This window comes from Pseudodesulfovibrio senegalensis, assembly GCF_008830225.1.
GTDB lineage: Bacteria > Desulfobacterota > Desulfovibrionia > Desulfovibrionales > Desulfovibrionaceae > Pseudodesulfovibrio > Pseudodesulfovibrio senegalensis.
In genome coordinates this window covers 547734-560792 of the sequence record NZ_WAIE01000001.1, presented here as the reverse complement: position 1 = coordinate 560792, position 13059 = coordinate 547734, and the positions used below count along the sequence as shown (strand labels likewise).

Genomic DNA, 13059 nt, shown 5'->3' with positions numbered 1-13059 from the left:
TCATGAAGGTTGAATGCGGTTTCGCAGACAGACGAGTTGCGTGGCTTCCCACCCCAGAGAGGCATAGAAACCGAACGCCGGGCCATTGTTCCTGTCCGCAAGCAGTTGCAGGCGCCGGGCCTGATTGTCCCGTGCCCAGCACATGATCCCGCGCATGAGCCTTGAACCGATGCCCTTTCCCCGCCAGTCCCTGCTGACGACCACATCCTCCACAAGGACGGCCAAACCGCCTTCCGCCGTGGAAACAACAAGCTGGCCCGAGCACATCCCGACCACAGTCCCATCGGAATCCGCAGCGACCAGAACGCGGGCCATGCCGTTGTCCAGCATCATCTGCAGTCCGCGCTCCTGCCGGTTCCTGTCGATGGAGAAGTCCTCCTCCACCGAAAACAGGACCTCAAGCAAGTCGGCAAGACTGCCCACATCGCCCTGCACCGCAGGACGGACGGATATGGAAACGGCATCAGGCATGGAGTCGTCCTTCTCCTACGCAGCCAGATAATCGGCGCAGGGTTCGCCTTCTTCCAAAGCGTCCAGAATCTCGTCGATGGCCTCTTCGGAATCCACGCCCTTGAACCACCAGTTGTCGGGCTGGACCACCAGAATCGGGCCGGACTCGCACTGCTTGAGACAGGAGGACGCCACCACCAGCGCATCCAGACCGCGGTCGATGATTTCCTCTTCGATGTACTGGAGAAAACCGTCGGTCTGCTTGTGACAGATGCCCTTGGGATCGCCGCCTGCGCGGAAACTCTGACAACAGATGATCATTCTTGCCGGGATAGCCATTGCTTTCTCCTTGGTCGTTATGCGCGCCGCGTGCTGCGGCATGCGCTTTTCTTCTTTCCGCCGCCGTAGAGCACGTCCACGGTTCCTTCGATCTCGCCGTCGGTAACGAGCACGGAAACGCCCAGACGGCTCAAATTCCTTTTGGGCCGCTCCCCTGCGTTGGCTGTCAGCAGGGCGAAGCAGTCGCTGAGCTGCCCGGCGAGCTGCTCCCAGCGCGACGACCCCGAACCCGGATGCGGTGTTTCACGGGTCTCCAGCAGGCACGGCAGGCCGTCCTCGCGCGGGCCGTAAATAAGCAGCTTGGCCGCATGGCCCAGATGCAGGTCCACATCCATGCCGCTGGCACTGGCCACGGCCACGTTGGGCCGATCCTTCGTGGGTCTGGGAAGGGCCATGTCCGGCCCGGAGTCCTTTTTCGGATTCTGCAGCCCGACCATGTCCACGCCGCATTCATCCCATGCGGGCATGAGTTCCAAGTGTCTGGCGGCACGGTCGCGCACCGTGGCCAGAAGCTCGGCGCCGCAGCGGGCCGGGCCGTCTTCGGTATCCTGATCTGGCCGGTACGGAACCAGCGCCATGATATCCGCACCGAGCGTGCCCATGGCCGCGGCGATCTCTTCCACGTGCCCGGCGTTGTAGCCGGGATAGACGGTTGTATTGATCTTGACGGTAATGCCCATGCGCTTGAACGCAGTCACGGTGCGGGTCTGTTCGTTGAGCAGGACCTTGACCGCCTCGGGCAATGGCATGGTCCGGGTTGCCGGGCGAACCCAAGCATAGAGCTTCTCGGCCACCTCCGGGGAAACCGCATCAACGAGTACCGTGACATAAGACACTCCCAGTTCGACCAACTCCTCGGCGTAGGCATCCGCGCCCATGCCCAGTGTGGTCAGGCACAGGGCCATGTCGGGATACGCCTCGCGAACCATGCGCAGGGTTTCCATGGTGTATGCGGGCTCGGCCATGGGGTCGCCGGGGCCGGTGATGCCCACCACGTCCACGGGGTTGCCCGCATCAACTGTCCGGCTGAGCATGTTCAGGGCATCGGCAGGCATGATGGCCCGCTCCGTTTTGCGGCTTGACGCAAAGCGCATGCGGGCATTGCTGCGCGGGGCCACGGGCAGGTGAATCCGGCCGACCGTCCTGCGGGAGGTCATGCCGAAGCAGGGATGGTTTGCGTATGCGGTTGCCGGTGTTTCCATGTCTGCGCCTTTTGTTCTGGTTGGTTTCGGGTCCATTTTCGGGCTGTCCGGAAGGGTTCGAACACTGTCATTCAAACCGTTCCGGACAGCCCGGAGCAAAGGGAAGTCCCTTGCTCCGAGCCACGGTTCACGTGTTAAAGGACAAGCTCGAAGGTCCTTTCGGGGTCGTCCCGATCCTTGCGGTCCAGAAGCAATCCCAGCATTTTTTCCAAAAGCCTGAGGCCGCCCTTGTAACCGACCGTGGGGAAGTACTGGTGGCCCTGACGGTCGAGGATGGGGAAACCCCACCGCAGCAACGGGATGTCCTCGTCGCGGGCAATGTACTTGCCGTAGGTGTTGCCGATGAGCAGATCCACGGGGTCGTTCTTGATCCACTGGTGCATCAGGAACATGTCGCCCTTGGCCTTGACTTTCACGTCAAAACCCTTGCCGTCGCATATCTCCTTGATGCGCTTTTCGAACTTCTTGCCGGGCGTGCCGGTGACCACGTACACGGGCTGCATGTCGAGAGAGACCAGGAACTCGCACATGGAGATGAGCTGGTCCGGGTCGCCCCATATGGCCACACGCTTGCCGTAAAGGTACTGGTGCATGTCCGAAATCATGTCCACGAGCTGGCCGCGCTCGAACGCCACGGATTCCGGCACCGGAACACCGGCCACGGTGCGCAGCACGTCGATGAAACGGTCGGTGGCGGCAAGCCCGAACGGCATGTCCAGAATGGAACAGGGAACCTTGCACTTTGAATCCAGCCAGCGTGCAGCGTCCGCCGAACACCATTCGCCGAGAGCCAGCGTGCCAATGGCGCTGCCGGCCTTTTTCAGCTCGTCGATGGTCACCCCGCCTTTGGGGAACATGGTGTATTCGCCGGTCAGGGGACCGTCGAGCACGCCCGACGTATCCGGGAACAGGGTGATGTCCACGCCCACGAGCACTGCCATCCGTTTGATTTCGGCCATGTCGCAGGGCTCCACCCAGCCGGGGATGACGTTGACCTTGCCGGACTTCTTTTTGCCGTGTTCGGCCAGTTGGGCCATGGCCTTGACCATGTTGGAGAACCCGGTGACGTGGGAGCCGACATAGGACGGGGTGGGCGCGCCGATCAGGGTCTTGCCCTCGGGCACCTTGCCGGACTTGGTGGCCTTGTCGAATATCTGCTTCAGGTCGTCACCGATGGTCTCGGACAGGCAGGTGGTGTGCACGGCGATCACTTCCGGCTCGTAGACCGTGAAGATGTTGTTGATGGCCTGCACGAGGTTGGCCTGCCCGCCGAACACGCTCGCACCTTCGGTAAAGGAGGATGTGGCCGCGGAAATGGGCTCCTTGTAGTGCCGGGTCAATGTGGACCGGTGATAGGCGCAACAGCCCTGAGAACCGTGCGAATGCGGCAGGCATCCGTGGATGCCCAGCGCCGCATACATGGCGCCGATGGGCTGGCACGTCTTGGCCGGGTTGATCATGAGCGCCTTGCGCTCGGCCACTTCTTCGGGTGTGTGTCTGAGTAATACCATTTCTTTATTCCTTTATTCTTCAATTTGTTCAAAAGCTGCGCTGGCAGGGCGCAAACCGGGGGCGAGGCCGAAGCGTATCTGGCATACGTGAGGGTTCGCCCCCGGTGCAGCAACACAGCTGGCGTGGACTTTTCAACAAATTGCTATTCCCAGACAAACGTTGCCGTCAGTTCGGGATTTTCCTGCCAGGGGGCCTTCATGTACGACCACACTTTCGAGTTCACCAGACGATCGATTTCATTGTAGAAATTGACTGCGCCCTTGAACCCGGCATAGGGGCCGCCGGAGTCGTAGCTATGCAGCTGCTTCATGGGCACGCCGCATTTCTGGATGGAATACTTCTCCTTGATGCCCGCGCAGAACACGTCGGGCTTGAGCAGTTCCACCAACTTTTCGGCCTCGTACTGGTTGAGGTCGTCGATGACGATGGTTCCCTTGTCCATCTGCGCGTTCAGACCCTCGTAGTGCTTGAACTCGTAGCCCGCTTCCTCCAGTTTCTTGATTTCGTCCGGAGTCTTGCGCGGTTCATAGAGTTCGGGGTCGGCCTCCACCTCGATTTCCTCGATGTTGCGGGAATCGGCGTCCACGGTCAGATTGGGGATGACATGGCGGCCTTCGTAGTCGTCCCGGTGGGCAAACTCGTAGCCTGCCGACAGGGTCTTCATGCCCATTTCCTCGAACAGGTCCTGATAATGGTGCGCGCGGGAGCCACCCACAAACATCATGGCGGTCTTGCCTTCCGTCCGCGGAAGCACATCGGCGATGGCTTCCTCCACTGCGGGCATTTCCTCGGCAATCACCTCCTCGATACGATCGATGAGTTTCGGGTCGCCGAAGTATTCGCCGATCTTGCGCAGCGACTTGGCCGTGGATTTTGCACCGATGAAGTTCACCTTGATCCACGGGATGCCGTATTTGGTCTCCAGCATGTCGGCCACGTAGTTGATGGAGCGGTGACACATGACGCAGCTGAGGTCCGCATGCTGGGCCCGGGCAAACTGGTCATAGGAGGAGTTGCCCGAGAACGTGGCCAGGTTGGTGATGCCGCACTTCTTGAGAATGCGGTCGATCTCGAAACCGTCGCCGCCGATGTTGTATTCACCGAGCAGGTTGATTTTGTACTCACCCTCGGGCTGTTCCTTATCTTCGCCCACAAGGTGCGAGAAGACCTGGTTGTTGGCGATGTGGTGCCCTGCGGACTGGGACACGCCCTTGTAGCCTTCGCAGGAAAATGCAAACACGTTGCAGTCGCCGAACTTCTCCTTCATCTTCCTGCACACGGCGTGGATGTCGTCGCCGATCAGGCCCACCGGACAGGTGGCGAACACGCAGATGCCCTTGGGGTGCAGCAGGTCGTAGGCTTCCTGGATGGCGGCCTCGAGCTTTTTCTCGCCCCCGAAGATGATGTCCTGATCCTGCATGTCCGTGGAGAAACAGTAGGGCATGTAGTTGTCGCCGTCCGGGCCGGGCTCGGTCTGGTTGCGACGGGTAAGCCAGGAATAGAACCCGCAGCCGATGGGGCCGTGGGTGATGTTCACGATGTCGCGGGTGGGGCCCATGATGACGCCCTTGCACCCCGCATAGGTGCAGCCGCGCATGGTGATGATGCCGGGAATGGTCCGTACGTTCGCCAGAATTTCGGGCGGCGCTTCGGACTCCGTGGCCTCGTTGATCATGATCTGCTTGGCGCGTTTGCGAGCCACCTTGGGAGGATACTTCGCCAGAAGTTCATCCTTGACGTCGGCGGCTTCCATCTGCACCAGCTTTTTCGTCTTTGCCATTGTTTCGTCTCCTTGTGCGGCGGCTACTGAATGGCCTTGGTACCGGTTTCAGAGGTTCTGACGCGAACCGCGTCCCCCATGGGAAGAACAAAGATCTTGCCGTCTCCGGGTTTGCCGGTCCGGTTGACCTCGGTGATGGCTTCCACCACGTCCTCGACCTGATCGTCGGGAACCACGACGGTGACCATGCGTTTGGCATACAGCTTGCCCTTTTCTCCAAGGACGGCAGCGGCCTCTTCATATCCGCTTTCCGCGCCCTCAAGCACGGCGGCGTTGACAAAGCCCTTGCCGCGCCCCTGAGCCTCATGGGCAAAGAAGGCATCCACCCCGGCCTCGGTCAGGGCGGCCTTGGTCTTGTTCATCATGTTCATGCGCACCACGGCGATGACTTCCTTCATTACGCGGCCTCCTCGCTTGCGGCGGCGGTATCTTCCACGCCGGAACTGATGGTGAAGACGGACTCCACATCGGTAACGAATATCTTGCCGTCGCCGAACGCCCCGCCCTTGTCGGAACGGGCCGCGTCCATGATGGTGTTGACCACGAAATCCTTGTCCGCAGCGTTGACGACGCTCATGAGCATGGTTTTGGGAATCTCGTCGTAGGTGACTTCGCCGATCTTGATGCCGCGCTGTTTGCCGCGACCGGCCACGGAATACTTGGTGACAGCGGGGAAACCGTTGTCCATGAGGGCGGCCAACACGTCATCCGCTTTTTCCGGCCGCACAATCGCTCTTACCATGATCATCATTTCCATTCCCTCCTATCACTTCGATTTTATTGTATTTTGATTACACCGACAGCCGTTTCGAGGGTGTCGGGAACCAGGCGCAGGCAGGATACGGAGTCCATATGCGCTTTCCCGATGCCCCGGCAGCGTGCGCGGGGCATCACGAGTTGATGGAAAAAGCCTAGGCGGCTTCCATGATGCCGTAATCGAGCAACAACTGTTCGAGGTCCTCGATTTCGAGCGGGGTCGGAATGACGAACATCTCGTTTTCGTCAATGGCCTTGGCAAGCCCGCGGTATTCGTCAGCCTGATTCACGGAGCCATCCCACTCAATGACGGTTTTGCGATTGATCTCGGCGCGCTGGACATCGTTGTCGCGCGGCACAAAGTAGATCATCTGGGTGCCGAGCTTGCTGGCCAACTCCCGGATGAGGTCGGCTTCGCGGTCGGTGTTGCGGGAGTTGCAGATGAGGCCGCCCAGACGGACGCCGCCGGATTCGGCATATTTCATGATGCCTTTGCAGATGTTGTTGGCCGCATACATGGCCATCATCTCGCCGGAACAGACAATGTAGATTTCCTGCGCCTTGCCGTCGCGGATGGGCATGGCGAATCCGCCGCAGACAACGTCGCCGAGGACGTCATAAAAGGCATAGTCCAGCCCTTCGGTCTCTTCATACGCGCCGAGGGATTCGAGCATGTTGATGGAGGTGATGATACCGCGGCCCGCACAGCCGACACCGGGTTCCGGGCCGCCGGATTCAACACACCATGTGCCACCGAAACCGGGCTTGCGGATATCTTCGAGCTCCACGTCCTCGCCTTCTTCGCGCAGGGTATCGAGCACGGACTTCTGGGCCAGGCCACCAAGCAGCAGACGGGTGGAATCCGCCTTGGGGTCACAGCCGACCACCATGACCTTGCGGCCCATTTCCGCCAATCCGGCAACGGTGTTCTGCGTGGTTGTGGACTTTCCGATTCCGCCTTTTCCGTAAATGGCTACTTTCCTCATGTTTTCCTCCAAGGGTTGGTTTCAGATGGACACCCCCCATAAGGCAAAGGGCGTGCCATTTACGGATAGAAACAATAAATCACCGAAATAAAAGGGTTTTAATTCAAAGACACATAATACAAACAACCTACGAAAAGTGTAGACAACCACCGGAGCGCACGACCAAATTGTCGCTGACTACAAAAACGTAGGCAGCGGGCAGTCGCGGCCGCATGTCGATTTATCTAGTAACTTCAAAGACATGAAAGACGCATATTCATTGGCATTGAATATGCTCAGGGAAAGGATGGAAAGGTAACAAACGCAAGGAGTCGAACCATGCTGATCGACACGACCTTGAGAGAAGGCGCGCAGTTGTTCGGAGCGTATTTCGTTCAGGAGACAAGGGAACGGATCGTTGACGGGCTTCTTGAACTCGGCGTGAACGAACTGGAAATCGGCTGGGTGGGGCAGGACGGCCTGAAACACCTGATCGCCCAGACCAGAGCCAAGGCAGCCGGCACCCGTCTCAGCGTATGGTCGCCCTGCCGTGAAAAGGACGTCCGCGCTGCAGGAGAACTCGACATAGATCGTATCAATATCGGGGTGCCGGTGTCGGACCTGCACATGACACACCGCCTCGGAACCGATCGCGAAGGGCTTCTCGAACGATTGTTCTGCACCCTGCTGGCGGCGGCCCTGCTGGGCATTGAGTACATCTCCGTGGGGCTGGAAGACGTGTCCCGCGCTGACGAGGATTTTGCGCTCAAGGCCGCACAGCTTGCGCAGGACATGGGAGCCAGCCGTATCAGGCTGTCCGACTCCCTCGGCGTGCTCACGCCACAAAAAACGGCCCGGCTCGTCAAACGCTTCCGCAACGCCCTGACCATTGATCTGGCCGTGCACTGCCACGATGATTTCGGCATGGCAACGGCCAACGCGGTCACCGCTCTCGAGTGCGGAGCGGACTATGCCGATGCCAGCGTGCTGGGGATCGGCGAACGTTCCGGCATTGCGGCCACCGAGGAATTGGCCGCGTGGCTCACACTCAAGGAGGGAACCCATGACTATGCCGTCAACAATATTCGTGAACTGTGCGATCTGGTCTCGAACGCTGCCGACGTGCCGATTCCCCGCACCAAACCCATTGCGGGAGAAGATATCTTTGCGTGTGAATCCGGGCTCCATGCCCACGCGCTCAGCAAGTCTCCGGCGCTTTTCGAACCCTACGACCCGGCGGCCGTGGGCACACGGCGCATCATTGCCGTTGGCGGCAAAAGCGGGCAGGCAGCCCTGCGTTCCGCCCTCTGTGAAAACGCCCTCAACTGTCCGGAAAAACAACTGCCGAAACTCGTCAGGGCCGTCAGGGACCTGTCATGGAAGCTTGAACGTCCGCTGACCGAAACAGAACTCACCAAACTTGCCAACTCCAACTGACAAAGGAAACACCATGCAGCCGATTCAAACGAAATATGGCGACCTGATCCCCCAGCACACCACGGACGATCTCAGGAAAAAGGAAGTGCTCCCGGTACGATATCATGAAAACGGCACACCCAAGACCGTGCCGCTGGAGATGCAGACCTCCATCCCGACACCGGTCGGCAACATACCGGCCGAATTGGTAACGTTTCATGAAAACGGCACCCTCAAACGGGTCTTTCCGCTCAACGGCAAACTTTCGGGATACTGGGGAGAATCGGATGAAGCGGCGCTGGCCGAACCCACTCCAGTGCAAACCCCGGCGGGCATGATCACGGCCAAGGTCATCGCCATCAGCTTTCACGAAAACGAGGCGATACGCAGTCTCACCTTATGGCCCGGAGAAGTCGTCAGCCTGGTCACTCCGGTCGGCCCCATGAAAGCCCGAATCGGAATCAGTTTTGACCGAAACGGCATGCTCCGTTCGCTGGAACCGGCCAGTCCGACATCGGTAACCACGCCCATCGGCGACATCATGGCCTTTAATTCCGATGCTCTGGGCGTGAACGGCGATATGAACTCACTCGTCTTTGACGCCCGCGGCGCCGTTGCACGGGTAACGACCACCCTCAGCCAGCTCTCCGTGGTCCGGCCCAACGGCGAATCCGATTTGTTCAAACCGCTGTATCGCGAAAGCTACTGCAGCGAGACCGAACAGGAACCCGTTCCCATGATCGTTGCAATCGGCAAAGACACGATCACCATCCAAACACATTGTGATCTCCCGACCATACGGATTCCCACGGCAGACCATGTCTTCCTTTCCGAATCTCCCCTGCCCCGCCAGAACACGATACCGCTCATGGGGTGCGGGCTCTAGAAACAGGGCCGGTTCACGGTACTCACCACGCATGGACTTCAGCACAAGGAAGCTGTCAGCCGACGTGGAAACAGGTCAACGGCGCGAATAAGCCAGCCGCACACAACCGGCGGACGCGCCGGACTCGATGCTGTCCAAGATATTCCGCAAGGGGACCGGGGACATGATGCCCCGAGAAGAAGCGGTGCCAGTCAACGGCCGGCAGGCGCCGGACGGTCTGTGTATTTGGCCGCACACCCGCCCGGGAAAAAACGTCAATCACGCCCACAACCAACCACGCAATCGCATCCCCACCTCGGTCAACGGAAAATTTCATCAAGCCAGTCGAACACGACCTGCCCGACAATGCTCCGGTTTTCCATGATGCAATGGTTGGATGCCCCTTCGTCGGAAGGTGTCACCACCAGCCTGCTTCGCGTGTCGCTGAATCCGTCCATGGCAACCTTCTGCTGTCGCCGGACCTCCTGGCTGCGGTATTCCCCCTCGCCCACGACAAGCAGGGCCGGGACCGCGATCTGGCTGGGGTCAAATGTATTGCCCTTGTTTGCTTCAATAAGCCCTGCCGGTTTGTCCACGCCGTATCGCCAGCAAATGGATTTGACGATGTCAGCGTGGAAGGAGGACCAGGAATCGATTTCCTCCCTGGTAGCAGAAGCCGCGGGCATGGCCGCGAACAGCGGGTAGGCATCCACCACGGCCGAACTCATGGCAATGGCCTTGATGCGGGAATCGTGCATGGCGGCCTGGGGAACGAAGAGCCCGCCGCCGCTGATTCCGTATGCAGCGAATTTTTCCGGGGCCACGTCCGGACGGCTCAAGGCGTAATCCACCACATTCTTCATGGGAACATTGGTATCCGTACGGAAAACATGGCCGGCATGAGGCAACAGGCCCTGCCCCGGCAGGTCCACGGTCATGAAATTGTAGCCGCGCTCATGGGCCTGAGGCTCAATGTAAAAGAACAAATCTTCGATAAACGTTTCCCCGCCGCCGATCATCAACAGGGTCTTTGCCGGCTTGCCCGAATTGTCTGCCTTGCGGAAATAACCGGGAAGGACCGTGTTCTCAAAAGGAATCTCAAAATACTCGAGGGGCGGGTCAAACAACGGTCCGGCCTGCCGCATGAGCGAACGGCACTTGAGGCCGCGCTTCTCCAACTCCGGGTTGCCCGGCAGCATGCCGAGCAGCGAAATACGGTAATAGTAAGCGGCACGAATCAATTGTGTGCGAGCGCTCACGACATGCCCCGCCCTGAGCGCGCTTTCGCCTCGCGCCTCCACCCGTCGCGCCAGCTCATGCCATTCCTTTTGCCAGCTGACGGCATCGCCGTCCTTGATGCGGGACGCGGCATAAAAGGCCTCGCCGATCTCCACCCCGCCATTCCGGGCGGCCCCGAGCACAAGGTTGCCGAAATGGAAATCCATGTCGCCATCCTTGAAAAAATAATGAAAAGTGGTTGCGTGGGCATCAAACGCCTTGGAGTCTTCGCCAGCCCACGCGCCGCAGCACAGCAGCGAGGTCACGATGAAAACCGTTACAAAAAGAGTCCGTTTCACTTCTTCCCCCCTACGGCAACCGAGGCATGGCACGGGTGTCCAGCCAGTTGAATATGCGTTCAGCAGACACGAACGGTGCGCCGGATTGGCAGTGAAACTGTGCACCGTGGTCCGTGTTGAACTCATAATAGGTCTTCTTTGATTTCAAGCCGTTGTAAAATTTCTTGGCCTGCGCGTTGGACCCGGCAATCTGGTCATTGCTGGAATTGAGCACAAGCATTTCGCTCTCGATTTTGCCGATCACATCCTGCATGTCGTATTTGCGAAGCCTGGAAAACAGGTCAAACGGCGTGTCCGCGTCAAAAGTCCAAAGCATCTGGTTGATAAACTGGCACACATCAGGATGCGCCTCCATCTCCTTGTAAACAAGCGCATTGACGGCTTTCTTGCTGCGGGACTTGCCCACGCCCTTTCGCACTTCGTCCGGGAATTTGGTCATGGTGCCCTCGAACACGCTATAGACGCCTCCATCCACAATGCCCCACTTGATGCGCTTTTCATAGGCCAAGGCGCGGGGAACAAGATAACCACCCATTGAAAACCCGATGATGGCGAGCCGTTCGGGATCAACTTCCGGACGGGTCAAGGCGTAATCCACCACCGGAGTCACGACCTTTTCCCAGTCGTGCCTGAACGGCAGCTTCTCAACGGAAATCACCTCACCCTGCCCCGGTCCTTCATAGATCAGGCAGTTGTACCCACGCTTGGCGGCATGCACTCCAATGATGAAATAGAGGTCCTCGGCGGTACCGTCCAGACCGGTCTGGATAAGCAACAGGGGACGCTTGCTGCCGGAGTCGTCCGCCTTGACGAAATAACCGGGTAATGTCTTCTTTTCATAGGGAATACGCACCGGCTCGATGCGACCGTCCGAGAAGGTCGCCGCCTTGAGGAAACTCTTCCGTCCGTTTTCCCACGCAATATGCTTGCGAGGATCATCTCTGGAAAGATAAATTTCGCTGGCGCGGTAATAATTGGCAGCGCGGAGGTATGCCTCCCTTGCACTCACGGCATGCAGACCAGCGGCAAATTCATCACCGAGGCTCCGCACCCTGCCTGCCATGGCATCCCAGGATGAGTACCAGCTTTCCTTGTCATAATCCTCAATGCGGCTGGTGATGGTCAACAGTTCGCCAAGGTCGGAACCTCCGGCGGCCATGACACCAAAACGCCAAAGGCACTGAAAGGCAAAGGAAGCATCATTGAACTGGAACCTGTTCAAGGCCCGCTCTTCGATGTCACGGGGCGCGGTGTTCGGTTTGCCATGATATGTATCCCAATCGGTAATGCCGCCACCAATATAAACATGCCCCGGAAGCGGGAAATGCGTGTGGATGAACAGCCATTTGCGCTCAACCCTGGCGTGATCCACCATGGCGTCGGCCACGGCGTTCATCATGCCGTGCACATCGTCGTCACTGAAAAAACCGGGGACATACAGATCGACAAACAGCGGCTTGTCAGTCTCGTTTCCTTGGTAAACGATGTTATCAAAGGTCTGCCAATAGTAGGTGATGAACGATTCCTTGATCCCTGTGGCCCGGCTCACGTCCTTGCTCACTGCGGCCAGAACCTTCTGGACATCAAAATCCACCGGCGGGGAAGTCACCCTGACCATGGGGTCTGCGGGATCGATTCCGCCTGATGCCTGCACGTCCACAGGAAGCAGCAGGGCTGCCCCGATCACCCCGAAAGCAATGGCCGAAAGAATCAATCCCTGAACGCGACTCATGGCATACCCCTTTGCAATCTCCTGCAATGCATCTTTTCGCCCCCTCACAACACAATTATCTGATCATTCATTCTTATTTCAATCTCTGGATTTCAAGTCAAAGACTATCCCCGTGAAAATAATCGCACGTGATATCGACTGTTCATAACGCCCGGGGACATGTCAAAGCATTCTCACCTGAAACAATGTGAAATCCACAATACCCGACAAGATCGATACACATGAACAAAGAAACGGCCCCGGTTCTTCGGGCCACTGGGCGACGATTTCGCGATGAACGGTTTTGCGACTTTCACCACGAGTTCACGACACGCACCCGATCCCATTTGCATACTCCGCGAAAAACTCGAAAAGGGAAAATCAGCCCCCCTGATGGCCGCCTGAGCACAACGGAGCTGTTGCCGGCGCGCACCACGCCGACCATTCCCCCCATGAACACCCAAGTAACCTCCCGGCTTGACATGA

At 58.6% G+C, this 13059-nt stretch carries 12 protein-coding genes; 2 read left to right on the top strand and 10 right to left on the bottom strand.

Annotated features, from left to right (window positions below; translation table 11 throughout):
• The 8 genes from F8A88_RS02600 to nifH all read right to left on the bottom strand — a co-directional run bounded on the left by F8A88_RS02600 (window position 1) and on the right by nifH (window position 7025).
• Window positions 1-471 carry a GNAT family N-acetyltransferase gene (locus F8A88_RS02600; protein ID WP_151149505.1) on the bottom strand — a complete coding sequence of 157 codons (471 nt, stop codon included), beginning with the start codon at window positions 469-471 and terminating at the stop codon, window positions 1-3.
• A 15-nt stretch (window positions 472-486) separates the two neighbouring features.
• Entirely contained in the window at window positions 487-789 is a 303-nt protein-coding gene (locus tag F8A88_RS02595) for a (2Fe-2S) ferredoxin domain-containing protein (RefSeq protein ID WP_151149504.1), read from the bottom strand.
• 17 nt (window positions 790-806) lie between these two features.
• Complete coding sequence (locus tag F8A88_RS02590; RefSeq protein ID WP_241667316.1) at window positions 807-2027, bottom strand: radical SAM protein; 1221 nt, start codon at window positions 2025-2027, stop codon at window positions 807-809.
• A 98-nt stretch (window positions 2028-2125) separates the two neighbouring features.
• The gene (gene nifK, locus F8A88_RS02585; RefSeq protein WP_151149503.1) at window positions 2126-3502 is read right to left on the bottom strand and encodes a nitrogenase molybdenum-iron protein subunit beta; all 1377 of its coding nucleotides are present in this window, start codon (window positions 3500-3502) and stop codon (window positions 2126-2128) included.
• Window positions 3503-3645: 143 nt separating this feature from the next.
• On the bottom strand, window positions 3646-5283 hold the full coding sequence (gene nifD, locus F8A88_RS02580) for a nitrogenase molybdenum-iron protein alpha chain (RefSeq protein WP_151149502.1): 1638 nt from the start codon (window positions 5281-5283) through the stop codon (window positions 3646-3648).
• 23 nt (window positions 5284-5306) lie between these two features.
• Window positions 5307-5681 (bottom strand): P-II family nitrogen regulator, encoded by a 375-nt coding sequence (locus tag F8A88_RS02575; RefSeq protein ID WP_151149501.1) that lies wholly within the window; start codon window positions 5679-5681, stop codon window positions 5307-5309.
• Window positions 5681-6034, bottom strand: coding sequence for a P-II family nitrogen regulator (locus tag F8A88_RS02570; protein WP_151149500.1), 354 nt, complete (start codon window positions 6032-6034; stop codon window positions 5681-5683). The genes F8A88_RS02575 and F8A88_RS02570 overlap by 1 nt, the downstream gene beginning before the upstream one ends.
• 160 nt (window positions 6035-6194) lie before the next feature.
• Window positions 6195-7025, bottom strand: coding sequence for a nitrogenase iron protein (gene nifH / locus F8A88_RS02565; protein ID WP_151149499.1), 831 nt, complete (start codon window positions 7023-7025; stop codon window positions 6195-6197).
• A 318-nt stretch (window positions 7026-7343) separates the two neighbouring features.
• Here nifH and F8A88_RS02560 point away from each other — a divergent pair, with 318 nt between their 5' ends.
• Both F8A88_RS02560 and F8A88_RS02555 read left to right on the top strand, forming a co-directional pair.
• Window positions 7344-8441 (top strand): LeuA family protein, encoded by a 1098-nt coding sequence (locus F8A88_RS02560; RefSeq protein WP_151149498.1) that lies wholly within the window; start codon window positions 7344-7346, stop codon window positions 8439-8441.
• Between the two features lie 13 nt (window positions 8442-8454).
• Window positions 8455-9306 (top strand): hypothetical protein, encoded by an 852-nt coding sequence (locus F8A88_RS02555; RefSeq protein ID WP_151149497.1) that lies wholly within the window; start codon window positions 8455-8457, stop codon window positions 9304-9306.
• 299 nt (window positions 9307-9605) lie between these two features.
• Here the strand turns inward: F8A88_RS02555 and F8A88_RS02550 are convergent, their stop codons facing one another.
• A complete protein-coding gene (locus F8A88_RS02550; RefSeq protein ID WP_241667315.1) occupies window positions 9606-10862 on the bottom strand; it encodes an alpha/beta hydrolase in 1257 nt (418 codons plus the stop codon).
• 10 nt (window positions 10863-10872) lie between these two features.
• Complete coding sequence (locus F8A88_RS02545; RefSeq protein ID WP_151149495.1) at window positions 10873-12594, bottom strand: alpha/beta hydrolase family protein; 1722 nt, start codon at window positions 12592-12594, stop codon at window positions 10873-10875.
• Window positions 12595-13059: the final 465 nt, after the last annotated feature.

Bases quoted from the DNA above. Each gene is read 5' to 3' on its own strand.
- F8A88_RS02600 (WP_151149505.1), bottom strand. From the start codon at position 471: ATGCCTGATGCCGTTTCCATATCCGTCCGTCCTGCGGTGCAGGGCGAT.
- F8A88_RS02595 (WP_151149504.1), bottom strand. From the start codon at position 789: ATGGCTATCCCGGCAAGAATGATCATCTGTTGTCAGAGTTTCCGCGCA.
- F8A88_RS02590 (WP_241667316.1), bottom strand. From the start codon at position 2,027: ATGGACCCGAAACCAACCAGAACAAAAGGCGCAGACATGGAAACACCG.
- nifK (WP_151149503.1), bottom strand. From the start codon at position 3,502: ATGGTATTACTCAGACACACACCCGAAGAAGTGGCCGAGCGCAAGGCG.
- nifD (WP_151149502.1), bottom strand. From the start codon at position 5,283: ATGGCAAAGACGAAAAAGCTGGTGCAGATGGAAGCCGCCGACGTCAAG.
- F8A88_RS02575 (WP_151149501.1), bottom strand. From the start codon at position 5,681: ATGAAGGAAGTCATCGCCGTGGTGCGCATGAACATGATGAACAAGACC.
- F8A88_RS02570 (WP_151149500.1), bottom strand. From the start codon at position 6,034: ATGATGATCATGGTAAGAGCGATTGTGCGGCCGGAAAAAGCGGATGAC.
- nifH (WP_151149499.1), bottom strand. From the start codon at position 7,025: ATGAGGAAAGTAGCCATTTACGGAAAAGGCGGAATCGGAAAGTCCACA.
- F8A88_RS02560 (WP_151149498.1), top strand. From the start codon at position 7,344: ATGCTGATCGACACGACCTTGAGAGAAGGCGCGCAGTTGTTCGGAGCG.
- F8A88_RS02555 (WP_151149497.1), top strand. From the start codon at position 8,455: ATGCAGCCGATTCAAACGAAATATGGCGACCTGATCCCCCAGCACACC.
- F8A88_RS02545 (WP_151149495.1), bottom strand. From the start codon at position 12,594: ATGAGTCGCGTTCAGGGATTGATTCTTTCGGCCATTGCTTTCGGGGTG.